Source organism: Streptomyces sp. CNS606 (assembly GCF_000426325.1).
This window is the reverse complement of the sequence record NZ_AUFD01000013.1, coordinates 72,213-95,153: the sequence shown is the minus strand read 5'-3', so window position 1 is coordinate 95,153 and position 22,941 is coordinate 72,213. Positions and strand designations below refer to the sequence as shown.

General features: G+C 74.1%; 23 protein-coding genes. 14 read left to right on the top strand and 9 right to left on the bottom strand.

Annotated features, from left to right (window positions below; translation table 11 throughout):
- Positions 1 to 13 precede the first annotated feature (13 nt).
- From K304_RS28435 to K304_RS0110885, 4 genes are all read left to right on the top strand, one after another.
- A complete protein-coding gene (locus tag K304_RS28435; protein ID WP_051308264.1) occupies positions 14 to 847 on the top strand; it encodes a sugar phosphate isomerase/epimerase family protein in 834 nt (277 codons plus the stop codon).
- Entirely contained in the window at positions 844 to 2,256 is a 1,413-nt protein-coding gene (locus tag K304_RS0110895; protein WP_027763772.1) for an MGH1-like glycoside hydrolase domain-containing protein, read from the top strand. Before K304_RS28435 ends, K304_RS0110895 begins: the two co-directional genes overlap by 4 nt.
- On the top strand, positions 2,253 to 4,232 hold the full coding sequence (locus K304_RS0110890) for a glycogen debranching N-terminal domain-containing protein (protein WP_027763771.1): 1,980 nt from the start codon (positions 2,253 to 2,255) through the stop codon (positions 4,230 to 4,232). The genes K304_RS0110895 and K304_RS0110890 overlap by 4 nt, the downstream gene beginning before the upstream one ends.
- Positions 4,233 to 4,408: 176 nt before the next feature.
- Positions 4,409 to 4,864, top strand: a complete 456-nt coding sequence (locus tag K304_RS0110885) for a PaaI family thioesterase (protein WP_027763770.1) — start codon at positions 4,409 to 4,411, stop codon at positions 4,862 to 4,864.
- Positions 4,865 to 4,884: 20 nt separating this feature from the next.
- Here the strand turns inward: K304_RS0110885 and K304_RS0110880 are convergent, their stop codons facing one another.
- Positions 4,885 to 5,262: a nuclear transport factor 2 family protein gene (locus tag K304_RS0110880; RefSeq protein ID WP_027763769.1), complete on the bottom strand. Its 378-nt coding sequence runs from the start codon at positions 5,260 to 5,262 to the stop codon at positions 4,885 to 4,887.
- The gene (locus K304_RS0110875; protein ID WP_027763768.1) at positions 5,259 to 6,092 is read right to left on the bottom strand and encodes a GNAT family N-acetyltransferase; all 834 of its coding nucleotides are present in this window, start codon (positions 6,090 to 6,092) and stop codon (positions 5,259 to 5,261) included. Before K304_RS0110875 ends, K304_RS0110880 begins: the two co-directional genes overlap by 4 nt.
- A 113-nt stretch (positions 6,093 to 6,205) precedes the next feature.
- Here K304_RS0110875 and K304_RS0110870 point away from each other — a divergent pair, with 113 nt between their 5' ends.
- Entirely contained in the window at positions 6,206 to 6,433 is a 228-nt protein-coding gene (locus K304_RS0110870; RefSeq protein WP_027763767.1) for a dodecin, read from the top strand.
- 19 nt (positions 6,434 to 6,452) lie between these two features.
- Here the strand turns inward: K304_RS0110870 and dusB are convergent, their stop codons facing one another.
- On the bottom strand, positions 6,453 to 7,604 hold the full coding sequence (gene dusB, locus K304_RS0110865) for a tRNA dihydrouridine synthase DusB (protein WP_027763766.1): 1,152 nt from the start codon (positions 7,602 to 7,604) through the stop codon (positions 6,453 to 6,455).
- A gap of 106 nt (positions 7,605 to 7,710) precedes the next feature.
- Here dusB and K304_RS0110860 point away from each other — a divergent pair, with 106 nt between their 5' ends.
- Together K304_RS0110860 and K304_RS0110855 are read left to right on the top strand one after the other, a co-directional pair.
- Positions 7,711 to 8,220, top strand: coding sequence for a metallophosphoesterase family protein (locus tag K304_RS0110860; protein WP_027763765.1), 510 nt, complete (start codon positions 7,711 to 7,713; stop codon positions 8,218 to 8,220).
- A 237-nt stretch (positions 8,221 to 8,457) separates the two neighbouring features.
- Entirely contained in the window at positions 8,458 to 9,381 is a 924-nt protein-coding gene (locus tag K304_RS0110855) for a carbohydrate kinase family protein (RefSeq protein WP_027763764.1), read from the top strand.
- An 87-nt stretch (positions 9,382 to 9,468) separates the two neighbouring features.
- On the opposite strand, the gene K304_RS0110850 is transcribed toward K304_RS0110855, so the two are convergent.
- From K304_RS0110850 to K304_RS0110840, 3 genes are all read right to left on the bottom strand, one after another.
- Positions 9,469 to 11,883, bottom strand: coding sequence for a SpoIIE family protein phosphatase (locus K304_RS0110850; RefSeq protein ID WP_037789979.1), 2,415 nt, complete (start codon positions 11,881 to 11,883; stop codon positions 9,469 to 9,471).
- Between the two features lie 132 nt (positions 11,884 to 12,015).
- On the bottom strand, positions 12,016 to 13,230 hold the full coding sequence (locus K304_RS28430; RefSeq protein WP_051308261.1) for an MBL fold metallo-hydrolase: 1,215 nt from the start codon (positions 13,228 to 13,230) through the stop codon (positions 12,016 to 12,018).
- A 145-nt stretch (positions 13,231 to 13,375) separates the two neighbouring features.
- On the bottom strand, positions 13,376 to 14,758 hold the full coding sequence (locus K304_RS0110840; RefSeq protein ID WP_027763762.1) for a glycine--tRNA ligase: 1,383 nt from the start codon (positions 14,756 to 14,758) through the stop codon (positions 13,376 to 13,378).
- 163 nt (positions 14,759 to 14,921) lie between these two features.
- Between K304_RS0110840 and K304_RS0110835 the strand changes: the two genes are divergently transcribed.
- The 5 genes from K304_RS0110835 to K304_RS0110815 all read left to right on the top strand — a co-directional run bounded on the left by K304_RS0110835 (position 14,922) and on the right by K304_RS0110815 (position 19,222).
- Positions 14,922 to 15,962, top strand: a complete 1,041-nt coding sequence (locus K304_RS0110835) for a metal ABC transporter substrate-binding protein (RefSeq protein WP_078528904.1) — start codon at positions 14,922 to 14,924, stop codon at positions 15,960 to 15,962.
- Between the two features lie 44 nt (positions 15,963 to 16,006).
- Positions 16,007 to 16,771 carry a metal ABC transporter ATP-binding protein gene (locus K304_RS0110830; protein ID WP_027763760.1) on the top strand — a complete coding sequence of 255 codons (765 nt, stop codon included), beginning with the start codon at positions 16,007 to 16,009 and terminating at the stop codon, positions 16,769 to 16,771.
- On the top strand, positions 16,768 to 17,652 hold the full coding sequence (locus K304_RS0110825; RefSeq protein ID WP_027763759.1) for a metal ABC transporter permease: 885 nt from the start codon (positions 16,768 to 16,770) through the stop codon (positions 17,650 to 17,652). Before K304_RS0110830 ends, K304_RS0110825 begins: the two co-directional genes overlap by 4 nt.
- An 82-nt stretch (positions 17,653 to 17,734) precedes the next feature.
- The gene (locus K304_RS0110820) at positions 17,735 to 18,145 is read left to right on the top strand and encodes a Fur family transcriptional regulator (RefSeq protein ID WP_027763758.1); all 411 of its coding nucleotides are present in this window, start codon (positions 17,735 to 17,737) and stop codon (positions 18,143 to 18,145) included.
- A 198-nt stretch (positions 18,146 to 18,343) separates the two neighbouring features.
- Positions 18,344 to 19,222: an aldo/keto reductase gene (locus K304_RS0110815; protein ID WP_027763757.1), complete on the top strand. Its 879-nt coding sequence runs from the start codon at positions 18,344 to 18,346 to the stop codon at positions 19,220 to 19,222.
- A gap of 31 nt (positions 19,223 to 19,253) precedes the next feature.
- On the opposite strand, the gene K304_RS0110810 is transcribed toward K304_RS0110815, so the two are convergent.
- From K304_RS0110810 to K304_RS0110795, 3 genes are all read right to left on the bottom strand, one after another.
- The gene (locus K304_RS0110810) at positions 19,254 to 20,090 is read right to left on the bottom strand and encodes an isoprenyl transferase (protein ID WP_027763756.1); all 837 of its coding nucleotides are present in this window, start codon (positions 20,088 to 20,090) and stop codon (positions 19,254 to 19,256) included.
- 66 nt (positions 20,091 to 20,156) lie between these two features.
- Positions 20,157 to 20,915 carry a DNA repair protein RecO gene (gene recO / locus K304_RS0110805; protein ID WP_027763755.1) on the bottom strand — a complete coding sequence of 253 codons (759 nt, stop codon included), beginning with the start codon at positions 20,913 to 20,915 and terminating at the stop codon, positions 20,157 to 20,159.
- Between the two features lie 131 nt (positions 20,916 to 21,046).
- Positions 21,047 to 21,763: a TerB family tellurite resistance protein gene (locus tag K304_RS0110795; protein WP_027763754.1), complete on the bottom strand. Its 717-nt coding sequence runs from the start codon at positions 21,761 to 21,763 to the stop codon at positions 21,047 to 21,049.
- Between the two features lie 338 nt (positions 21,764 to 22,101).
- On the opposite strand from K304_RS0110795, the gene K304_RS0110790 reads away from it, so the two are divergent.
- Positions 22,102 to 22,311 (top strand): hypothetical protein, encoded by a 210-nt coding sequence (locus K304_RS0110790; RefSeq protein WP_027763753.1) that lies wholly within the window; start codon positions 22,102 to 22,104, stop codon positions 22,309 to 22,311.
- Between the two features lie 114 nt (positions 22,312 to 22,425).
- Positions 22,426 to 22,917 (top strand): general stress protein, encoded by a 492-nt coding sequence (locus K304_RS0110785; protein WP_027763752.1) that lies wholly within the window; start codon positions 22,426 to 22,428, stop codon positions 22,915 to 22,917.
- Positions 22,918 to 22,941: the final 24 nt, after the last annotated feature.

The following is a 22,941-nucleotide window of genomic DNA, read 5'->3' as shown; positions in this document are numbered from 1 at the left end:
AAAGGCCCCCTCCATGTTCAGAACCGCCTGCCAGGAACAACTCCTTCCCGGCGACACCCTCCAGGAGAAGTGGGAGTTCGCCCTGGCCGCGGGATACGACGCCGTCGAGGTGCGCGGAAAGGGCGACTTCGCCTTCCGCGACCGCCTGCCGGAGCTGCGGCAGGCCGCCGCCGACGGCGTCGTCATGCCGACCGTCTGCGTCGACATGCCGCACTTCCTCGGCGCGTTCGACGACGACCAGCGCAAGGACGCCGTCGCCCAGATGAAGTCGCAGCTCAGCGTCATCGCCGAGATCGGCGGACGCGGCGCGCAGACCCCCGCCTCGTACGGCATGTTCTCGCGCCGGCTCCCGCCGTTCACGCCGCCGCGCGGCGAGGAGGAGGACCGCGCAGTGCTGCTGGAAGGGCTGTCCGAACTCGGCGCACACGCGAAGGCGGAGGGCGTCACGCTCTTCCTGGAGCCGCTGAACCGCTACGAGGACCACATGGTCAATCGCCTCGACCAGGCCGTGGACCTGATCCGGGAGGTCGGCCTGGACTCGGTGCGGATCGGCATCGACAGCTACCACATGAACATCGAGGAGTCCGACCCCGCGGCGGCGATCCTCGCCGCCGCCGCGTACATCGGGCACGCCCAGGTCTCCGACTCCAACCGCTTCCAGCCCGGCGCGGGCCACCTGGACTGGCCGGCCTGGCTGGGCGCGCTGGACGCCGCCGGCTACGCCGGCGAACTGGCCCTCGAATGCCGCCTGACCGGCGACCCGGCGGAGGCCGTACGGTCCGTCCCGCCGTTCCTCACCCGCGCGGCCGGACTGCGGGAGACCGGACTGCGGGAGGCCGACGGATGACCGCGCCCGTCCTCACCCGCCCGCACGGCCCCGCCCACACCCCGCAGGGGCGCACGGCGCTGCGCCGGGCCGCCCGCCGGGTGCTGCTGCACAACTGGACCGGCACCTCCACCGTGCCCTCCCACGGCCTGTACCCGCACCAGTGGAGCTGGGACTCCGCGTTCGTCGCCATCGGCCTGCGGCACCTGTCCGTACGCCGGGCGCAGCGCGAACTGGAGACGCTGACGGCCGCCCAGTGGGGCGACGGGCGGGTACCGCACATCGTGTTCAACCGGGCCGTGCCGCTGGGCGCGTACTTCCCCAGTCCCGACTTCTGGCGTTCCTCCACCGCCGGGGCGGCGGCCGGTGCACCACGAGAGGTGGAGACCTCCGGCATCGTGCAGCCGCCGGTACACGCCCTGGCGGCCTGGCTGGTGCACGAGGCCGACCCGGCCGCGTCGCGCCGTCGCGGTTTCCTCCCCCGGCTCTACCCGCGTCTGGCCGCCTGGCACCGCTACCTGGCCGACCGCCGCGACCTGGGCGGCGGCGGACTGGCCGCCGTGCTGCACCCGTGGGAGCCCGGCATGGACAACAGCCCGTGCTGGGACGGGCCGTTGCAGCGCGTCGAGCCGGTCCCGGCGCACACGTTCCGCCGTGCCGACCTCGACCACGGCGCCGCCTCCGACCGGCCCACCGACCTGGACTACGGCCGGTACGTGCGGCTTGCCGCCGACTACCGCGACCGCGGCTACCGGGACGGCGGCCCCGGTGGGGCGCACGCGTTCGCCGTGGAGGACCCGGGCACGAACGCGCTGTTCGCCGCCTCCGAGTACGCTCTCGCCCGGATCGCGGACGAGGTCGGCGCAGCCCCGGGGCCACACCTCCGGCGCGCGGAGGCCCTGACCGACGCGCTGGTGACCCGGCTGTGGGACGCGGAGACGGGTGTGTTCCGGTGCCGCGACCTGCGGGCGGACGCGCTCGTGCCCGAAATCGGTGTCGGCGGGCTGATCCCGCTGCTCGTACCCGGTCTCCCGGCAGACGTGGTGCGGGCGCTGGTGCGTACGGCCGCCGGGCCGCACTTCGGCCTCGGCGACACCGTGCGCATGGCGCCCAGCTACGACCTCGCCGGTCACGCCTTCGACCCCGGCCGATACTGGCGCGGCCCCGCCTGGTTCAACGTCAACTGGCTGCTGGAGCGCGGCCTGCGGCAGCACGGGTACACCGACCGGGCCGACGCCCTGCGGGACGCCGCCCTGGACGCCGCGGGCGGCTCCGGGTTCGCCGAGTACGTCGACCCGTACAGCGGGGAGGCGCGCGGCACCCGCGACTTCAGCTGGACGGCCGCGCTGGCGCTCGACCTGCTCGCCGCCGCGCCCGCACCCGCCGCGCCCGCGCCCGCTGCCCCCACTCCCGAGGAGGACACCGCGTGACCCCCGACTCCCGACTCCTCGTTCACGACGGCACGTTCGCCGTGCTGGACGCCGCCGGCGACGTCACCGGCCGCAGCGGCGCGTCCCCCGACGGGCTGTTCCTTCACGACGGCCGCCACCTCAGCCGGTGGCGGCTCAGCCTGGACGGCTCGGCCCCGGACGTGCTGGTGCCGCTGAGGGCCGACGGCAGCGGGGGAACGGCCGTGCTGTGCCCGCCGTTCCGCCGCGACCGGCCCCCGGCCTGCACCGTGCACCGTGAGCAGGCCGTGGACTCGGGCGCCCTCGTCGAACGGCTGCGGCTGACGGCCAACGTCGGCCACGAGGTCACCGTCCGCGTGGCGCTGACGGCGGCGGCCGACTTCGCCGACGTGTTCTCGCTGCGCGGCGACCACACCTTCGGCACGCCCGGCGCCGAGCGCAGCGCCGAACCCCTGGCGGACGGCGTCGCGTTCGGCTACCGACGCGGGGACTGGCGGACCGGAACGACGGTCACCGCCCAGCCCCCGCCCGAGTCCGTCACCCCGGTGGACGCGGCGGACCGGCATTCGGCGGACGGCGGCGACGCGCACCGGCTGGAGTGGACCGTCACCCTCCCGCCGCACGGCAGCGCCCGCATCGACCTCCGGGTGACCGCCCGTCCGCACACCGGCCTCGGCCCCGGCGAGCCGGCCTCCTCGCCCGCCGCCGCGCGCGACCGCGTCACCGCCGAGGTGGACGCCTACGTCTGCGCCGACCCCGCGCCGGCACAGCTCACCCGGTGGCCGGAACTGCTGCGCGCCTGCGAGCAGGGCCTCGCCGACCTGGCCGGGCTGCGCGTACCCGCCGCCGGACCGGACGACGAGCCGCTGCTTCCGCCCGCCGCGGGCGTGCCGTGGTTCCTCACTCTCTTCGGCCGCGACTCGCTGCTCACCTCCCTGTACGCGCTGCCGTACCGGCCGGACCTGGCCGCCGCGACGCTGCCGGCGCTCGCCGCCACCCAGGCCACCGGAGCCGACCCCTCCCGGGTCGCCCAGCCCGGCAAGATCGTGCACGAGATCCGGCACGGCGAGCTCGCCCACTTCGGCCAGGTCCCGTTCGGCCGCTACTACGGCACGGTCGACGCCACGCCGCTCTTCCTGGTGCTGCTCGGGGAGTACACCGACCACACCGGCGACACGGCGACGGCCCTGCGCCTGGAGCAGCACGCACGAGCCGCCGTGGACTGGATGTTCCGGCACGGCGGACTGGACGAGCGCGGCTACCTCGTCTACGAGGCCGACGCGGACGGGCTGGCCAACCAGAACTGGAAGGACTCCCCCGGCTCGATCTGCGACGCCGACGGCACCCCCGCGCAGGGCGCCCTCGCCGTCAGCGAGGTGCAGGGCTACGCCTACGACGCGCTGCGCCGTACCGCCCGCCTGGCCCGCACGGTGTGGGACGACGCGGCGTGGGCCGACCGGCTGGAGGAGGCGGCCGGCGACCTGAAGTCCCGTTTCCGGCGTGACTTCTGGATGGACGCCGAGGACTTCCCCGCCCTCGCCCTGGACGGCTCCGGGCGCCGGGTCACCGCGCTCGGCTCGGACGCCGGGCACCTGCTGTGGTCCGGCATCCTCGACGGCCGCGACGCGCGAGCCGTCGGACGGCGCCTGCTGGAACCGGACTTCTTCAGCGGCTGGGGCGTCCGCACGCTCGCCGCGGGCCAGCCCGCGTACCACCCGCTGACGTACCACCGGGGCAGCGTCTGGCCGCACGACAACGCGGTCGTCGCGCTCGGCCTGGCGCGCCACGGCCTGCACGACGAGGCCCGTCGCCTCGCCGAGGGCGTCCTCGCGGCAGCCGAACGCACCGGCTGGCGACTCCCGGAGGTCCTGGCCGGCCACGGCCGCGACGACCACCCGGAGCCCGTCTCCTACCCGCACTCCTGCTCCCCGCAGGCATGGGCGGCCGCGACGCCGCTCGCCCTGCTCACCGCCGTGGGGGCCGCACCGGGCGCCTGACACCCCGGCCCGCCCCCACCCACCGCCCCCGGCCGCACTCCCCCCCCTCGCGGCCGGGGGCGGTCCCGTCCGCAGCGCTTCCAGCACGTGCCCCAATCTCCTCCACAACTCTTGTTAACGCACGTTAACGCATGTCAGGCTGAGTGGCGACACCTGTGGATACGGAGAGGACCACCATGCACGACGCCGACCTGGATCCGGCGCGCGAGAAGCTGATACGCGAGAGCATCGACCGCCAGACCATGCTGGCCATGCTCGGAGTGGAGGTCGCGGAGGTCGGCGCGGGGCGCGTCGTCCTGGAGATGCCCTTCCGCGGCGACATGTGCCAGCAGAACGGCTTCGTGCACGCCGGTGCGATCACGACGGTCGCCGACTCGGCGTGCGGCTACGCCGCGCAGACGCTGATGCCGGAGGGCAGCGACGTCCTCAGCGTCGAGTTCAAGGTGAACCTGCTGCGCCCGGCGGTCGGCGAACGGTTCCGGGCCGAGGCCGCCGTCGTCCGCGCCGGCCGCACCCTCACGGTCTGCTCCGCCGACGTCTTCGCCCTCGCCGCGGACGGCTCCAGCAAGCAGATCGCCCTGATGCAGGCCACCATGACGACCGTTCACCCAGACCCCCGCGCCGCCTCCTGACCCGGTGCCGCACCGTGCGGTCACGCCGCCGGGGTGACGTGGGAGTGGGTGCAGAGCCAGCCGGTGGGCGTGCGGAGGTAGACGTCGGTGGTCCACTCGTCGGCGTGGAACGCCTGGCCGCGGTAGTGGGCGGTGTTGACCACCCGCGCGGTGAGGACGGCGGTGTCCCCGTACACGCGGACCCGGGCCGTGCCCTCGACGGTGCGCATCATCTCGTGCGTCAGGTCGCCGGAGGCGACCAGCGACAGGAACTTCTCCCGGGTGCCGATGCCGTCCTGGTCGACGAGGACCCAGTCGTCCGTCATGTAACGGCCGATGGCGCGCACGTCGTTGGCGACGATCGCGTCCGCCCACGCCTGGGCGAGTGCGAGGAGGCGTTCCTCGTCGGTGCCGTTCATGCCGGAGTCTCGTTCCTGCGGTGGCCGGGCGAGGAGGGAGCGAAGACGTACGGCCTCGTGGTCGTCAGGCGGTGGAAGCCGAGCCGCTCGAGGACCGGGCGGGCGGCGTCGGACGCGTCGACGTGCAGATAGCGGAAGCCGCGCTCGGCCGCGTGCCGTGCGCGGGCGGCGACCAGCGCACGGTACAGGCCGCGGCCGCGCCACTCGGGAAGGGTGCCGCCACCCCACAGCCCGGCGAAGCCGGTGCCGGCGGGTTCCGGCGGGAGGCTCGCCCGGGCGGCGGACACCGGGCGGTCGCCGGCCAGGGCGACGACCAGGTGCACGGTCTCGGGCGCCGTCTCCAGCACGGGCCGCAGCCAGGAGCGCAGTGACGTGCCGCCGGGCCCGAACACCGCGTCGTGGACCTCGTCCAGGAGGTGCAGTTCGGCGGGGTCGGTGACGGTGTGCAGGCGCACGCCCTCGGAGAGCGCGGCGTCGGTCGGTACCGACGTCACCTCGGCGACCATCACGGCCTCGTCCGGCCCCGGCGTGAAGCCGGCCCGGCGAAGGCGTCCGGCGAGGTCGGCGGGGCGGTCGTGCGCATAGACCTTCCACTCGAACGGATGACCGTAGGCGGCGAAGGCGCGGAGCTGGGCGGCGATGGCGGCGTCGGCGGTCTCCTCGTCCAGGTCGGACCAGCACACGCCGTGCCAGCCGCGGCCGTCCGGGACGACGTGGCGGAGGACGGCGCCCGCGCCGTGGTCGCGTTCGAGCCGCGCGCCCGGGCCCTCGGCGGGCGCGTCGCGCCGTACCGCCGCGTCGTAGCGGCGGAGCGCCTCGTGCAGGTCCATGTGTCCATCCCAGCACCGGGGCGGCGGGCGCACCACCGTATTTTCGCGGCGTAGAGCGGCCGGATCGGGGAACTCCGTGAGGCCGGACCGTCCGTGTACGAGTTGGAGGCGCCATGAGCGAGCACACCTACCGGGTGACCGAGATCGTCGGCACGTCGCACGAGGGCGTGGACGCCGCGATCAAGAACGCGATCAGCCGTGCCTCGGAGACGCTGCGGCACCTGGACTGGTTCGAGGTGGCGGAGGTACGCGGACACATCGAGAACGGACAGGTCAAGCACTACCAGGTGGGGCTGAAGGTCGGTTTCCGCCTGGAGGACGGCCAGTCGGCGGGAGCGTAGGCGGGCCCCGCATCCGGAGTCAGCCCCCGGAGGTGTCGAGTTCGGCGTCGGGGGTGACGCAGGCGGCGTCGTAGGGGTCGTCGAGCCAGCCGTCGGGGAGGACGACCCGGTTGCGGCCGGCGGTCCGGCCGCGTGGGCCGTCGGCTCCCGCGGCGGGCCAGGGCTGGTCGAGGTCCAGCTCGGCGAGCAGGTCGCCCATCTCGCTCAGCGAGGAGGCGACGGCCAGGCTGCGGCGCATGTCGGAGCCGACGGAGAAGCCCTTGGTGTACCAGGCCACGTGCTTGCGGAAGTCGATCACCCCGCGCGACTCGTCATCCAGCCATTCGCCCAGCAGCCGCGCGTGCCGCAGCATCGTGTCCGCGACCTCGCGCAGCGTGGGGCGGGCGTAGTCCTCCGCGCCCCGGCCGTCGAACGCGGCGACCAGGTCGCCGAAGAGCCAGGGGCGGCCCAGGCAGCCACGGCCGACGACGACGCCGTCGCACCCGGTCTCGCGCACCATCCGCAGCGCGTCGTCCGCCGACCAGATGTCGCCGTTCCCGAGCACGGGGATGTCGGAGAGGGCGCCGACGGTGTCCTTGAGGCGGGAGATGGCGTCCCAGTCGGCGGTGCCGCCGTAGTGCTGGGCGGCGGTGCGGCCGTGCAGGGCGACGGCGGTGACGCCCTCCTCGACGGCGATGCGCCCGGCGTCCAGGTAGGTGAGGTGCTCGTCGTCGATGCCCTTGCGCATCTTCATCGTCACCGGCAGGTGTCCCGCGCCCGTCACGGCCTCGCGCAGGATGGCGCGCAGCAGGTTCCGCTTGTACGGCAGGGCGGAGCCGCCGCCCTTGCGGGTGACCTTGGGGACCGGGCAGCCGAAGTTGAGGTCGATGTGATCGGCCAGGTCCTCTTCGACGATCATCCGGACGGCCTTGCCGACGGTCACCGGGTCGACGCCGTACAGCTGGATCGAGCGCGGACGCTCGTCGGCGTCGAAGTGCACCAGCCGCATCGTCTTCTCGTTGCGCTCCACCAGCGCCCGCGTCGTGATCATCTCGCTGACGAACAGGCCGCGGCCGCCCGAGAACTCCCGGCACAGAGTGCGGAAGGGGGCATTGGTGATCCCTGCCATCGGGGCGAGGACCACCGGGGGCGAGACGGTGTGGGGGCCGATCTGCAGCGGCTGCGTCGTCATGGCCGGGGACGGGCCTTTCGTCGGGGAGTCGGGGGCCGGTCCCCCATTGTCGCGCACCCGCGCCCGGTGCCGGACCCGGCGGGTGGGCCGGCCGTACGGTGAGGGGATGCGGCTGCTGCTCACCTCCGACACCCACCTGCCGAAGCGGGCCCGGGAGCTCCCCGGCGAGCTGCTGGAGCGGGTGGCGGAAGCCGACGTCGTCGTGCACGCGGGCGACTGGGTGGACACGGCGACGCTGGACCTGCTGGAAGCCCGGTCGCGGCGCCTGATCGGGGTGTACGGCAACAACGACGGCCCCGAGCTGCGGGCGCGCCTGCCCGGGACGGCGTACGCGGAGCTGGGCGGGCTGCGCTTCGCGGTCGTGCACGAGACGGGCGGCCGGCAGGGGCGGGAGCGGCGCTGCGCCCAGCGCTTCCCGGACGTGGACGTGCTGGTCTTCGGGCACAGCCACATCCCGTGGGACACGCGGGCGGCCGGTGGTCCGCGGCTGCTGAACCCGGGGTCGCCGACGGACCGCCGGCGCGAGCCGTACTGCACGTACATGACCGCCGAGGCGGCGGACGGGCGACTGTCCGAGGTCGTCCTGCACCGTCTGCCGCGCCGGGCCCCTTCCTGACGCACGCGCGGGGGCGTCCGGGCCCGCGGGGACGCCGCCCGCGCCCGTTCCGCGCCCGTCTCACCGGCCGGACGGCCGGGCCCTCCCCCGCCCTCGTCCGCGCGGCTACGGTGACAGTGACCCGCACGCCGTCGAGCCGAGAGGCAGCCGCTCACCGTGAACTCCCGACCCGCCGCAGCGCCCGACGCGGGCCTCGCCTCCACGCCCGCCACCGCGCCCGTCGCAGGTCCCGTCGCCGTGCTGGGCGAGTGCGTCGCCGACGCCTTCGTCGAACCGGGTACGGCCCCGCCGGGCGCCCTCCGGATGGAGGTGCGGGCGGGCGGCGGCCCGGCGAACACCGCCGTGGCCCTGGCCCGGCTGGGCACGCCGACCCGCTTCCTGGGCCGGCTCTCCGACGACGTCTTCGGCCGCCTCTTCCGCACGCACCTGGAACGCTCCGGGGTGGACGTGCGGGCGGCCGTACGGGCGGCGGAGCCGAGCACGCTGGCGGTGGCGGACCTGGCCGACGACGGCAGCGCCGCGTACTCCTTCCACGCCCGCGGCACCGCCGACTGGCAGTGGACGGCGGCCGAGCTGAGCGCGGCGGCGGACGGGCCCCTGTCCTGCCTGCACACCGGTTCGCTCGCGCTGGTGCGGCCGCCCGGCGGGCAGGCGGTGGAGGCGCTGCTGGCGGACGTGCGGGAGCGGGCGACGGTGTCGGTGGACCCGAACGTGCGGCCGCTGCTGGTCGACCCGGCCGACTACCGGGAGCGGCTGCCGCAGTGGTGCGCGGCGGCGGACGTGCTGCGGCTGTCGGACGAGGACCTGGCGCACCTGCGGCCGGGTGAGAGCCCCGAGCGGGCGGCCGGGTGGTTCCACGAGCACGGGGTGCCGCTGGTCGTCGTGACGCTGGGCGCGCAGGGCGTGTTCGCATCGCTGGACGGGAAGACGCTGCACGCGGCGACACCGCGGATCGAGGTGGTGGACACGGTCGGCGCGGGCGACTCGTTCATGGCCGGGTTCCTGCACGCGCTGCACGCGGCGGGGGCGCTCGGCGGGCGCCTGGACGGGCTGACGGCGGCCGGGGTCGAGGCGGCGCTGGCGTTCGGCGCACGGGTGGCCGCGGCGGTGTGCGCGGTGCGGGGTGCGGACCCGCCGTGGGCGGCCGACCTGGCCGAGTGACCGGCCGGGCGGGACCGCGCCCGCACCGCGGGCGCGCGCGCCGACGACCCCGTCGCCCGCTGTACCGGAGGCGGACGGCGGACGGGGTCAGCGGGCGGCGGGCGGCAGGGGCTGTTCGGCCCAGATGGTCTTGCCCTGCCGGGCGTAGCGGCTGCCCCAGCGGCCGGCGAGCTGCGCGACCAGGTAGAGCCCGCGGCCGCCCTCCTCGGTGCTGCCCGCCCGCCGCATCCGCGGCTGGGTGTTGCTGGGGTCGGAGACCTCGCAGATCAGGGTGCCGGCGCGGATGAGGCGCAGCTCGATGGGACCGCCCGCGTGCCGGACCGCGTTGGTGACCAGTTCGCTGGTGACCAGTTCGGTGGTGAACACCAGGTCGTCCAGGTCCCATTCCGCGAGCCGCCGCGCGACCAGCTTGCGCGCGTCGGCCACCACCTCCGGGTCGGCCTCCAGCGTCCAGGCGGCGGTGTCGGCGGGCGGCACGGCCCGGGTGCGGGCGAGCAGAAGGGTGATGTCGTCCGGGACCTGCGTGGGGGCCAGCCCGGCGACGACGTCCCGCCCCACCTCGGGGAGCGGGCGCAGGAACGGGTCGGCCGTGCGCAGACCGTGCAGCAGGGCGGCCATGCCGGTGTCCACGTCGCCGTCGCCCCGCTCCACCAGCCCGTCGGTGAAGAGGGCGAGCACGCTGCCCTCGTCCACGGTGGACTCCACCGGCTCGAACGGCAGGCCGCCGACGCCCAGCGGCGGCCCCGGGCTGACCTCCAGGTAGTCGGCGCGGCCGTCCGGGGAGAGCACCGCGAGCGGCGGGTGCCCGGCGCTGGCGGCGGTGACCAGACGGGACACCGGGTCGTAGGTGGCGTACAGGCAGGTGGCACCGAAGGAGTCGTACGGCACCGGCGGCACCGGCGCCTCCGCACCGGTCCGGTGGCCGACCCCGGTGCCGATGCCGCTCGGGGACTCGCCGGACTCGACGGTGAGCTGGGAGACCAGGTCGTCGAGGTGGGTGAGAAGTTCGTCGGGCTCCAGGTCGAGGTCGGCCAGGGTGCGGACGGCGGTGCGCAGCCTGCCCATGGTCGCGATGGCGTGCAGGCCGTGGCCGACGACGTCGCCGACCACCAGGGCGACCCGGGCGGAGGACAACGGGATCACGTCGAACCAGTCGCCGCTGACCCCGGTGGACACCTCGGTGGGCAGGTAGACACTGGCGCTCTGCACCCCGACCGTCTCGCTCTCGGCCGGCGGCAGCAGGCTGCTCTGCAGGCTCACCGCGGCCCGGCGTTCCAGGCCGAAGCGGCGGGCGTTGTCCAGCACCAGCCCGACGCGTGAGGCGATCTCGTCGAGCATCTCGACGTCCTTCTCGTCGAACGGGACGTCGCCGGTGCGCCACACGGTGACGCGTCCCAGCAGCAGGCCGCGGGCGCACAGCAGGGCCGACATGCCGCTGCGGGCGCCCTCGACGGCGGCCTCGTCGTCGAAGCGGGGCCGCGCGGCGGGGTCGCGCTGCCACAGGCCGTGGGTGTGCGGGCCGTCGACGTCGATCTCCACCAGCCCGCCGGAGCGCGGGCGCACCGGCAGGTCGCCGGTGGTCGCGGCGCGGCGCAGCAGATGGGTGCCCTGGTCGTCCGGGGCGGGGCTGCGGTGGCCGAAGACGGCCTCGGCGACGTCCACGGCGGCCACGTCGGCGAGGCCGGGCGTCAGCACGTCGGCGAGGTCGCGGGCCGTGCCGGTGACCGAGAGGGAGGACCCGACGAGGGCTGTGGCCCGGTGCAGCAGGTCGAGCCGGTCCCGGGCGCGCTGCTCCTCGGTGGTGTCGTTGAACAGCGTGGTGACGCCGGCGATCTGCCCGTCGGACAGCTGGAGGCGGAAGGCGGCGACGGCGAAGGTGCGCGCCGCTCGGGGGTCGGTGCGGGTGCGGGCGGAGACCTCCTCGCCGAGCAGGGGTTCGCCGGTGCGCACCACCCCGCGCAGCAGGTCGTCGACCCGTGCGGCGTCCTCCTGCCGCAGGAAGTCCGCGAGCCGCATGCCGGTCAGGTCCTCGGGCACCCCGGTGTAGTCGAGGAGCGGGGTGTTGGTGCGGACGATCCGCAGGTCGGGGTCGAAGACGGCGAGCCCGACACGTCGCTGGAGGAAGAGTTCCTCGATGAAGGCGTGGTTCTGCCGCCAGCGGGTCATCAGCGGCCGTGGCACGGCGAGGACGAGGCACCGGGAGTCGGGGCCGGCGCCTTCGGTGAGGGTGAGCACGGAGAAGGAGACCTCGACGTGGCGGGCGTCGCCGGTGCGCAGGGTGGCCGTCCCCTCCCAGAACGTGCCGTCGTCCCGGACCGGCGCGGCGGGCCAGTCGTCGGGCTCGGTCAGCAGGGAGGGCAGCGGCCGTCCGCGCAGCTCGCGGGCGGGGCGGCGGAGCAGGACTTCGGCTCCGGGGGTGCAGCCGAGCACGGTGGCCTCGCCGTCCACGATCAGCGCGGCCACGTTCGCGGGGTGGAACGGGTCCTCGTCGTTGCGGGCCATGCGTCTGCGCACCTCGCTCGCCTTGCTGCCCTCACGGACATTGTCGGGCGGTGCGGTCGGCGGCGCCCGCCCGCACCGCGGCACCCCCGTCTGAGTCCCCCGTCCGGGCCCGCCTACGCCGCTCGGGGCCCCTCAGCCGCTCTGGGCCGCCGAGGTCTCCGAGGTGCCGCCGCGGCCGTGCGTCCGCTTCCCCGGTCCGCCGTCGGGAGCCGAGCGCCGTACGGCCCCCTCGCCCGCGCGCTCGCCCACGGCCGCGGCGGGCGACGTACGGCCGCCGGCACCTCCGGAGGCGCGCCACCAGGGGGCGTCGGGCAGATCGCGTGAGGACGGCTCGAAGGAGCCGCCCGGCGGCGGCACGGCCAGCCGGACGCCGGCTTCGGAGGCGGCGGCCAGCATCCGCTCGCCGGGCTCGTACCAGGGGTGCGGGGCGAGGTTGAAGGTGCCCCAGTGGATGGGGAGCAGCACGCTCTCGGCGGCGGTGCCGCACAGGTCCAGGTGGGTGCGGACGCCCTCCTCGGGTGTCATGTGGATGTCCGGCCAGTAGTCGCTGTAGGCGCCGACCTGGATCATCGTGGCGTCGAACGGGCCGTGCGCGGAGCCGGTGTCGGCGAAGCCCTGGAAGTAGCCGGTGTCACCGCTGTGGAAGACGCTGTGGTCGGGGCCGGCGACGACCCACGACGCCCAGAGGGTGCGCTGCCGGTTGCGGAGGCCCCGGCCGCAGAAGTGGCGCGCCGGGGTGGCGGTGAGGGTGAGCCCGGCGACCTGGGTGGACTCGTGCCAGTCCAGTTCGGTGAAGCGGTCCGGGCGCAGCTTCCAGCGTTCCAGGTGCGCACCGACGCCGAGCGGGACGACGAAGTGCGCGTCGGACCGGGCGAGGGCGCGGACGGTCGGCATGTCCAGGTGGTCGTAGTGGTCGTGCGAGACCACCACGACGTCGACGCCGCCGAGGGCCGCCAGGGGCAGCGGCGGCGGATGGTAGCGGCGGGGTCCGACGAAGGTGAAGGGCGAGCAGCGCTCGCCCCAGACGGGGTCGAAGAGCACCCGTCGGCCGTCGATCTCGGCGAGCACGGTGGAGTGGCCCAGCCAGGTCAGCCGCAGTCCCGACGCGGGCGGCTCGGCCAGGTCGGGGCGGCGGACGCGGACGGGGGCGGCGGGGCGGCGCTCCTTGCGGTTGAGCATCACCCGGGCCATCTCCAGCCGCGAGCCCTCCGCGCGGGGGGCCGTGGCGGCGTGGACGGGGTTGCGGAAGGTGCCGGTGGCGGCGTCGTAGTGCGGTGAGCGTTCGATGCGGCGAAGGCGCTCACCTGCCGGTTCGGCGCCGAACGACGCGAGCCGTGGTACGGACATGGAACCTCCCGTCAGCAGATGTGAGGAGAAACGCTCCGGTGTGTGTGGATGTTCCTCCCCGCAGGACGCCGTTCGCACGCGGGGTGCACGCGTACGGCCCTGAGGAAGACTCCCCAGGGCCGTACGAGGTTGCCGGTCGGACCGGTCAGCAGCCCAGGAGGCGGCCGGCCAGGTAGCTCTCGATCTGGTCGAGGGAGACCCGGTCCTGCTTCATGGTGTCGCGCTCGCGCACGGTCACGGCGTTGTCGTCCAGGGTGTCGAAGTCGACGGTGACGCAGAACGGGGTGCCGATCTCGTCCTGGCGGCGGTACCGGCGGCCGATGGCGCCGGCGTCGTCGAACTCGATGTTCCAGTGCTTGCGCAGCGTCTCGGCGAGGCCGCGCGCCTTGGGCGACAGCTTCTCGTTGCGGGACAGCGGCAGCACGGCGACCTTGACCGGCGACAGGCGCGGGTCGAGGCGCATCACGGTGCGCTTCTCCATCTTGCCCTTGGCGTTCGGCGCCTCGTCCTCGACGTAGGCGTCGAGCATGAACGCGAGCATGGCGCGGTTGACGCCGGCCGCGGGCTCGATGACGTACGGCGTCCAGCGCTCGCCGGCCTCCTGGTCGAAGTACGACAGGTCCTGGCCGGAGGCCTTGGAGTGCGCGCCGAGGTCGTAGTCGGTGCGGTTGGCGACGCCCTCGAGCTCGGAGAACTCACTGCCGCCGAAGTGGAAGCGGTACTCGATGTCGGCGGTGCGCTTGGAGTAGTGGGAGAGCTTCTCGGCCGGGTGCTCGTACCAGCGGATGTTCTCCTCGCGGATGCCGAGGTCGCGGTACCAGTTCCAGCGCTGCTCCATCCAGTACTCGTGCCACTTCTCGTCCTCGCCCGGCTTGACGAAGAACTCCATCTCCATCTGCTCGAACTCGCGGGTGCGGAAGATGAAGTTGCCCGGCGTGATCTCGTTGCGGAACGACTTGCCCATCTGCGCGATGCCGAACGGGGGCTTCTTCCGCGAGGTCTGCTGGACCTGCGCGAAGTTCGTGAAGATGCCCTGGGCGGTCTCGGGTCGCAGGTAGGCGACGGAGCCGGAGTCCTGGGTCGGGCCGAGGTGGGTGGCGAGCAGGCCGGAGAACTGCTTGGGCTCGGTGAAGGCGCCCTTGTTGCCGCAGTGCGGGCAGTTGACGTCGGCGAGGCCGTTCTCCGGCATCCGGCCGTGCTTCGCCTCGTACGCCTCCTCCAGGTGGTCGGCACGGAAGCGCTTGTGGCAGGAGGTGCACTCGGTGAGCGGGTCGGAGAACGTGGCGACGTGCCCGGACGCCTCCCAGACCTCGGAGGCAAGGATGACCGACGAGTCGATGCCGACGACGTCCTCGCGCGAGGTGACCATGGAGCGCCACCACTGGCGCTTGATGTTCTCCTTCAGCTCCACGCCGAGCGGGCCGTAGTCCCAGGCGGCACGCTGACCGCCGTAGATCTCGCTGCAGGGGTATACGAAGCCACGGCGCTTGCTCAGGCTGACGATGGTGTCGATCTTGTCGGCGGCCACGGTGCTCTCTTCATCAACGACGACGGAATACCTCAGATTACCGGCGGGACAGGGTCCCGGATCAAATCGGCGACCGCCTCCGGCGGTCGGGCGGGCGGGGCCTCCCGAGTGAGCGAGATCACCCGTTCGGGGCATTTGACAATCATTTCCACGTGGCGTGAAAATGACTGTCATGAACGCTCGCTCCGCCTCCCCCGGCCGCTCCCCCGGCCGCCCCCTCATACGCACCGCCGCCCCGGCGGTGGCGGCCGTGCTGGGCCTGCTGCCGCTGACCGCCTGCGGCGGCGACGCGGGCGCCGACGACGGCCGGGTGGACGTGGTCGCGTCCTTCTACCCGATGGAGTTCCTGGCCGAGGAGATCGGCGGCGAGCACGTGGACGTCACCGGCCTCACCTCGCCCGGCGTCGAGCCGCACGACCTGGAACTCGCTCCGAAGCAGGTCGGCATGCTCGGCGACGCCGACCTGGTCGTCTATCTGAAGGGTCTCCAGCCGGCCGTGGACGAGGCCGTCGAGCAGGCCGAGGCCGCGCACGTCGCCGAGGCCACGGCGTACACCTCGCTGGAGAAGCACGGAGGCCACGAGGGCCACGACCACGGCGGCGAAGAGGAGCACGGGCACGAGGACGATCGCGCCCACGAGGAAGGCGGAGGCCACGAGGGCCACGACCACGCCACCGAGGGCGGCGGCGACCCGCACGTCTGGCTCGACCCGGTGCGCTACGCCGAGATCGCCGAGGGCGTCGGGAAGCAGCTCGCGAAGGCCGACCCCGAGCACGAGAAGGCGTACCGGGAGAACACCGAGGACCTGGTCGGCCGCCTGAAGACGCTCGACGACGACTTCCGCACCGGTCTCGAGGGCCGGAAGACCGACACGTTCGTCACCACCCACGCCGCGTTCGGCTACCTCGCCGACCGGTACGGGCTGCACGAGGAGTCGCTCTCCGGCGTCGATCCGGCCTCCGGCTCCATCAGCGCCTCCCACATCAAGGAACTCCACGAGATCGTGAAGGAGGACGACGTGAGCACCGTCTTCTTCGCGAGCCGCGCCAGCGACGACGCCGCGGACACCCTCGCTCAGGACCTGAACCTGCGGACGGGCGTCCTCTCCTCGCTGGAGTCCGTCGAGGACACCGGCACCCAGGACTACCTCTCCGTCATGCGCCAGAACCTCCAGGCCCTGCGCACCGCGCTCGGCACCCGGTGAGCCCGCCGCTCCCGCAGACGCAGCACACCACCGAAGGAGACGCCGTGACGCAGCAGCCGGAAGCCGCCATCTCCCTCCGCGAAGCCACCGCCGTGCTCGGCGGCCGCCAGGTGCTGCGCGGCGTCGACCTGACCGTCGGACGCGGCGAGGTCGTCGCGCTGCTCGGCGCGAACGGCTCGGGCAAGTCCACCACCGTGCGCGCCGTCCTCGGGCGCACCCCCCTCGCCTCGGGCTCGCTGGACCTGTTCGGCACCCCGCTGCGCCGCTTCCGCGACTGGCGCCGCGTCGGCTACGTCCCGCAGCGTTCCACCGCCACCGCAGGCGTCCCGGCCACGGTCCGCGAAGTCGTGTCCTCCGGCCGCCTCGGTCGCCGCCGCTTCCTGCCGCTCGGCGGCGGCGACCGGGACGCGGTCGACCGCGCGCTGCACGTCGTGGGCATGGCGGGACGGGCCGGGGACGCCGTGGGCGCCCTGTCCGGCGGCCAGCACCAACGGGTACTCATAGCCCGCGCCCTCGCGGGCGAACCGGATCTGCTGATCATGGACGAGCCGCTGGCCGGCGTGGACCTGGTCAGCCAGCGCGTGCTGGCCGAGGCGCTGCGCGAACAGGTCGGCCGCGGCACCTCGGCCCTGCTGGTGCTGCACGAACTGGGCCCGCTCGCCCCGCTCATCGACCGCGCGGTGGTGCTGGAGGACGGCCGCGTCCAACGCGTCGACGACCCGGACCGGCTGCACGACCTGGCCTGCCACCCGCACGACACCCCGGCGGCCGAACCGGCCCCGGCGATCAGGACCGGACTGCTGTCATGACCGAGATGCTCTCCTACGACTTCATGCAGCGGGCGCTGCTCGCCGCCCTGCTCGTCGGCGTCACCGCCCCGGCCGTCGGCATCTACCTGGTGCAGCGCCGCCAGGCGATCATGGGCGACGGCATCGGCCACGTCGCCCTCACCGGCGTCGCGCTCGGCTTCCTGCTCTCCACCAGCCCGGTGTGGACGGCCGTGCTGGTCGCCGCGCTGGGCTCGGTCGGCATGGAACTCATCCGCTCCTACGGCCGGACGCGCGGCGACGTGGCGCTCGCCCTGCTGTTCTACGGCGGCATCTCCGGCGGCATCATGCTGATCAACCTGACGCCGGGCGAATCCAACGCCAGCCTGAACACCTACCTCTTCGGCTCCATCACCACGGTCTCGGAATCCGATCTGGTCACCATCACCGTGCTGGCCGTGCTGGTCGTCCTCGTCGCGTTCGGCCTGCGGCGGCAGCTGTTCGCCGTGTGCCAGGACGAGGAGTTCGCCAAGGTGACCGGACTGCCCGTGCGGTGGCTGAACCTGCTGCTCGCGGTCACCGCCGCGGTGACCGTCACCGTGGCCATGCAGGTGGTCGGGCTGCTCCTGGTCAGCGCGCTGATGGTGGTACCCGTCGTGGCCGCGCAACAGCTCACCCGCGGCTTCGCGGTGACGCTGGCGCTGGCCGTCGGCTTCGGAGTGCTGGTCACCCTGTCCGGCACGGTGACCTCCTACTACGCGGCCGTCCCGGCGGGGGCCGGCACCGTGCTGCTGGCCATCGCGCTGTTCGGCCTGACCTCGGTGGCCGCGGTGCCGCTGGCCCGCCGGCGGGGGGCGCGGGCCACCGAGGGGGAACCGTCGGGCACCCTGGAGGGAGAGCACGCCACGGCAGGCGTCCGCTAGCTCGCTGCGCGGGCCGGTCGGAGCCACCTGGCACAATGGCGAGCCGACCCGCACGGCAGCTCGACGAGTGGAGGAGGCAACGGTGGCGACCGCAGGTCCCCCCGTCCGCGGACGGTCGACCCGGCAGCGCGCAGCCGTGGCGGCCGCGCTGGCGGAGGTCGAGGAGTTCCGCAGCGCACAGGAGCTGCACGACATGCTCAAGCACCGCGGCGACTCCGTGGGGCTGACCACCGTCTACCGGACGCTCCAGTCCCTCGCCGACGCCGGCGAGGTCGACGTACTGCGCACGGCCGAGGGCGAAGCCGTCTACCGCCGCTGCCACAGCGACGACCACCACCATCACCTGGTGTGCCGGCACTGCGGCAAGGCCGTCGAGGTCGAGGGCCCGGCCGTCGAACGGTGGGCCGAATCCGTCGCCGCCGAACACGGCTTCGTGGACGTCGGCCACACCGTCGAGATCTTCGGCACCTGCGGCGACTGCGCCAAGGACTGACACTCCCGGCCGCCCCGCGCCTCCCCGCCCGCGCGGCTCCCGGGTCTCCGGCTCCCCCGCCCGGCCGGATGAAGGAGTGACACCGGCCCCGCACCCGGCGTGCCGGGCCCGTCCCCGCTCCGCCGCGCGACCACCCTGGCCATGCCGGGCGGAACGTGCCGCTCCGGTCCTGCGGCGCGGATCGTGAGGAGCGGAACGATGACGACGGACTGGTCCGCGGTGGGCACCGTCCGCATCGGCCCGGACCTGGAGGTGCGGCGACTCGGTCTCGGCGGAGCGTGGCTGACCGGCCCCGGCACCTACGGCCCGCCCGCCGATCCGGACGCGGCGCGGGCGGTGGTGCGCCGCGCCGTCGAGGCGGGTGTGCAGCTGGTCGACACCGCCGACTGCTACGGGCCGGAGATCAGCGAGACGCTGATCTCCGAGGCGCTCACCCCGTACCGGGACCACGTGGCCATCTCCACCAAGGGCGGACGACGTGCGCTCGGAGCCGGCTCCTGGCAGGCCGACGGCCGCCCGGAACACCTGCGGCGCGCGTGCGAGGGCAGCCTGCGGCGGCTGCGGCGGGACACGATCGACCTCTACCAGCTCAACGCCGTCGACCCGGCGGTTCCCCTGGAGGAGTCACTGGGAGCCCTGGTGGAACTGCGCGAGGCGGGGAAGATCCGGCACATCGGCGTCTGCAACGTGACGGTCGCACAGCTGGAGGCGGCGCTCTCCGTCACCGCGGTCGCGTCGGTGCAGGACCGGTACGACCTGACGACCCGGGGCCACGACGACGTGCTCGACGCGTGCGCGGCGCGGGGCCTCGCCTTTCTCCCCTGGTTCCCGCCGGCGAACGCGCTGCGCGCCGCACCGGGCTCCGCGCTCGCCCGGATCGCCCGGTCCCACGAGGCGTCCCCCGCCCAGGTCGCGCTGGCCTGGCTGCTGCGGCGGTCACCCGTGACCCTGCCGCTGCCGGGGACCACGGACCCGCAGGGCTGGGAGGAGGACCTGGCGGCTCTCCGGCTGCGGCTGTCCGAGGCCGAGGTGGACGCGCTGGCGGCACCCGTCCCGCCGCCCGGCGGGCGCCCCTGATCCGCTGCGGGACCCGGCCGGGGCGGCGGGTTCAGCCCTGCTGCGGGGCGGTGGGCACCTCGTTGGGCCGGGCGCCGCCGAAGCGGCGGTCGCGGCGGGCGTACTCCAGGCAGGCGTCCCACAGATTGCGGCGGTCGAAGTCCGGCCAGAGGACGTCCTGGAAGACCATCTCCGCGTAGGCGCTCTGCCATATCAGGTAGTTGGAGGTCCGCTGTTCCCCGGAGGGGCGCAGGAAGAGGTCGACGTCGGGCATGTCCCGGTAGTAGAGGTACTTCGCGAACGTCTTCTCGCCGACCTTGTCCGGGTCCAGGCGTCCCGCGGCCACGTCCGCCGCGATCGCCTTCGCGGCGTCGGCGATCTCCGCACGGCCGCCGTAGTTGACGCAGAAGTACAGCGTCATCGCGTCGTTGTGCTTCGTCTGCTCCTGCGCGACCTGGAGCTCCTGGACGACGGACTTCCACAGCTTCGGCATCCGGCCCACCCAGCGGATGCGGATGCCGAGGGCGTCCATCTCGTCGCGGCGGCGGCGGATGACGTCCCGGTTGAAGTTCATCAGGAAGCGGACCTCTTCGGGCGAGCGCTTCCAGTTCTCGGTGGAGAAGGCGTACAGCGACAGGTTCTTGACGCCCATCTCCAGGCAGCCCTTGAGCACGTCCAGCACGACGCCCTCGCCGACCCTGTGGCCCTCGGTGCGCGGCAGGCCGCGCTCCTTCGCCCACCGGCCGTTGCCGTCCATCACGACCGCGACGTGGTTCGGGACCAGCTCGGCCGGGATCTGCGGGGGACGGGCTCCGGAGGGGTGCGGCTCGGGGAGGGCGTAGGCGGCTGATCCGCGACGCTGCCGGGACAGCATTCCGCGACGGGCCATGGGTCTCAGCTCCATCGGATCGTGCGAGGACTTCTCCCCGGGAGCCTAGTCCACCCCGGGAGACCCCTACGCCGGGCCGCCGTTCCGCACGTAGCGCAGGGAGCGCAGGCCGCGCTCCAGGTGCCAGTGCAGGTAGGCGGAGACCAGCCCGTTTCCCTCGCGGACGTGCCGGGGCTCGGCGGCGTCCGCGGCCGGCCAGTCGCCGGTCAGCAGTGCCCCCAGCAGCCGTACGGCTTCCGGGGACGGCACGACGCTCCCGGGCACCCGGCAGTCGCCGCACACCGTGCCGCCCGCCGCGACGGAGAAGAACCGGTTGGGCCCGTGGATGCCGCACTTGGCGCAGTCGTCGAAGCTGGGCGCGTAGCCGTTCACGGCGAGGGAGCGGAGCAGGAAGGCGTCCAGCACCAGACCCGGGGCGTGCTCGCCGCCCGCCAGCGTGCGCAGGCCACCGACGAGCAACAGGTACTGCTGCACGGCCGGTTCGCCCTCGTGGTCGGTGAAGCGTTCCGCGGTCTCCAGCATCGCGGTGCCGGCGGTGTAGCGGTCGTAGTCGCCGACGATGCCGCTGCCGTACGGCGCGATGGTCTCGGTCTGCGTGCACAGCGGCAGCCCGCGACCGATCAGGTCGCTGCCGCGGGCGAAGAACTGCACGTCGACGTGGCTGAAGGGTTCCAGCCGGGCGCCGAACTTGGACTTGGTGCGGCGTACGCCGCGGGCCACCGCCCGCACCCGGCCGTGACCGCGCGTGAGCAGGGTGATGATCCGGTCCGCCTCGCCCAGTTTCTGGGTGCGCAGCACGATGCCGTCGTCGCGGAACAGGCTCATGGGGTCATTCTCCCGTACGGCCCGCCCCGTCGGCGTCGCCGGGTGCGATCAGCCCGGACTCGTACGCCGCGATCACCAGCTGCGCCCGGTCCCGCACCGCGAGCTTGCGCGTTCACGGGGAGGCAGGGCCGTCAGGAGGGGGTGCGGGCGGCGGCCAGCAGGCGTTCGGTGTCCGCGGGGCGCAGCGCGAGTGCGCAGCCGACGGATTCCAGCATGTCGCGTTCGGCGGGATCGTACGGGCCGTCGGCGAGGGCGATGGCGGCGCCCTGGAGCAGCAGCGCCTCGCGGCCGGCGGCGGCGAGGTGCGGGGCGAGGGGTTCCAGCGCCTCGCACAGTTCGATGTGCACGGCCATGTGGTGGTCGGCGGCGGCGAGGGCGTCGGAGAACTCCGGCCCGCCGGGTTCGTGGGCAGCCGGGTCGTACAGCGGGTCCGCGCAGAGCGCGGCCAGCCTCTCCAGCAGGGAGTCCTCGTCGCACTCGGGGTAGCCGGCGGCACGTACGGCCTCCACGGCCGCCTCCAGGGTGGCCCGGGAGTCGGCACCGGAGGCCGCCAGGACGGACAGCGCGACGGAGTGCACGGCCTCCCGCAGCATGGTGGCCAGCCGGTTGGTGGTGGGGTGGTCCAGCACCCCGGTGTCGTCGTGGCGGCGGCAGGCGGCGCACTCGACGACCGGCGGCACGTCGCCGCGCGGTAGGAGCGGGATGCCGAGCACGGCGAAGCGGCGGCGTCCGGCCCGCAGCCGGTAACTGCGGTCGCCGCCGCAGCCGGTGCAGAAGAACTCACCGTCGTCGAGGGTGCGCCAGCTGGTGCGGACGCCTGCGAGGGCCGCGAGGCGCGGGCCGGCCACCGGACGGTCTCTCGGGTCTCGGGAACGCACCACGCACCTCCATCACACTTCGGCAGCGCTGCCGGGTCGAGTGATGTTAACCACAGTCCCGAACCCCCGTCAGCCCCTTCGCAGAGCGGAATGTGCTCGCCGCGCGGAAACCCGCCGTGGACCTGCATGCCTTGCGCAAAGCGGAATGCAGCTCTCGGTGGCCGTCGGGTGACACGGGTGGACGGTGGAGCGGCAGGGCGGGCACCGGGGCCGCTCCGCACACCGAGCCAACCGGGCCTTTTGGCGCCACGCCCGGGCGGGAATGCTGTGACCATGACATTTCCGGCGAGACGGAGGGGGCTTCTGACATGACGACTCTCATCGTGGCGGTGGGCGGGACGGCGGTGCTCATCGGCTGGCTGCTGTGGCGCATCGTGCGCCGGGAGCAGCGGCGCATCAAGCTGGGGCACGGCTTCCGGCCGGAGAACAAGGGGCTGGCGGACATCCGGGAGGCGCGCCGCTCGGCACGGACGGTGCGGGAGGTGGGCGCGCTCCACCCGCCGCGTGACCGGGGCTGACCTGGACCGGGCCCGAGCTGACGGGCGGCGTCCGGGCCGGGGGAACCTCCCGGCATGGAGCGGCGGGACCGGGATACCCGTGGGCCCGCAGACGCCCCCGAGGGAGGTCCCGGCATGTCCACCATCGATCCTCAACCCAGAAACCCGGTCAGCGACGCCTGGAACACGGTGGCGAGCTACGACTCGTACGAGAAGGCGCAGACCGCCGTCGACACGCTGTCGGACGCGCACTTCCCGGTCGAGCACATCGACATCGTGGGGTCGGACCTGCGGCTGGTCGAGCATGTGACCGGACGGCTCACCAAGGCGCGCGCGGCCGGGGCCGGCGCGGCGACCGGTGCCTGGTTCGGCCTGTTCATCGGCCTGCTGGTGGGCCTGTTCACGCCCGGTCCGACGTGGCTCGGGCTGATCGTCGGCGGGCTGCTGATCGGCGCCCTGTGGGGCGCGGTCTTCGGCTTCGTCGGGCACGCCGCGACCGGTGGCCGGCGGGACTTCTCCTCGACCCGCTCCCTGGCCGCGTCCCGCTACGACGTGATCGCCCGCGGCGGACGGGTGGAGGAGGCGCGGGGCATCCTCCAGCGCGAGGGCCTCTCCGGCGCGGCATGACCCGGGGCGCGTGCGTCCCGCCCG

Bases quoted from the DNA above. Each gene is read 5' to 3' on its own strand.
- K304_RS28435 (WP_051308264.1), top strand. From the start codon at position 14: ATGTTCAGAACCGCCTGCCAGGAACAACTCCTTCCCGGCGACACCCTC.
- K304_RS0110895 (WP_027763772.1), top strand. From the start codon at position 844: ATGACCGCGCCCGTCCTCACCCGCCCGCACGGCCCCGCCCACACCCCG.
- K304_RS0110885 (WP_027763770.1), top strand. From the start codon at position 4,409: ATGCACGACGCCGACCTGGATCCGGCGCGCGAGAAGCTGATACGCGAG.
- K304_RS0110880 (WP_027763769.1), bottom strand. From the start codon at position 5,262: ATGAACGGCACCGACGAGGAACGCCTCCTCGCACTCGCCCAGGCGTGG.
- K304_RS0110875 (WP_027763768.1), bottom strand. From the start codon at position 6,092: ATGGACCTGCACGAGGCGCTCCGCCGCTACGACGCGGCGGTACGGCGC.
- K304_RS0110870 (WP_027763767.1), top strand. From the start codon at position 6,206: ATGAGCGAGCACACCTACCGGGTGACCGAGATCGTCGGCACGTCGCAC.
- dusB (WP_027763766.1), bottom strand. From the start codon at position 7,604: ATGACGACGCAGCCGCTGCAGATCGGCCCCCACACCGTCTCGCCCCCG.
- K304_RS0110860 (WP_027763765.1), top strand. From the start codon at position 7,711: ATGCGGCTGCTGCTCACCTCCGACACCCACCTGCCGAAGCGGGCCCGG.
- K304_RS0110850 (WP_037789979.1), bottom strand. From the start codon at position 11,883: ATGGCCCGCAACGACGAGGACCCGTTCCACCCCGCGAACGTGGCCGCG.
- K304_RS28430 (WP_051308261.1), bottom strand. From the start codon at position 13,230: ATGTCCGTACCACGGCTCGCGTCGTTCGGCGCCGAACCGGCAGGTGAG.
- K304_RS0110835 (WP_078528904.1), top strand. From the start codon at position 14,922: ATGACTGTCATGAACGCTCGCTCCGCCTCCCCCGGCCGCTCCCCCGGC.
- K304_RS0110825 (WP_027763759.1), top strand. From the start codon at position 16,768: ATGACCGAGATGCTCTCCTACGACTTCATGCAGCGGGCGCTGCTCGCC.
- K304_RS0110815 (WP_027763757.1), top strand. From the start codon at position 18,344: ATGACGACGGACTGGTCCGCGGTGGGCACCGTCCGCATCGGCCCGGAC.
- K304_RS0110810 (WP_027763756.1), bottom strand. From the start codon at position 20,090: ATGGCCCGTCGCGGAATGCTGTCCCGGCAGCGTCGCGGATCAGCCGCC.
- recO (WP_027763755.1), bottom strand. From the start codon at position 20,915: ATGAGCCTGTTCCGCGACGACGGCATCGTGCTGCGCACCCAGAAACTG.
- K304_RS0110790 (WP_027763753.1), top strand. From the start codon at position 22,102: ATGACGACTCTCATCGTGGCGGTGGGCGGGACGGCGGTGCTCATCGGC.
- K304_RS0110785 (WP_027763752.1), top strand. From the start codon at position 22,426: ATGTCCACCATCGATCCTCAACCCAGAAACCCGGTCAGCGACGCCTGG.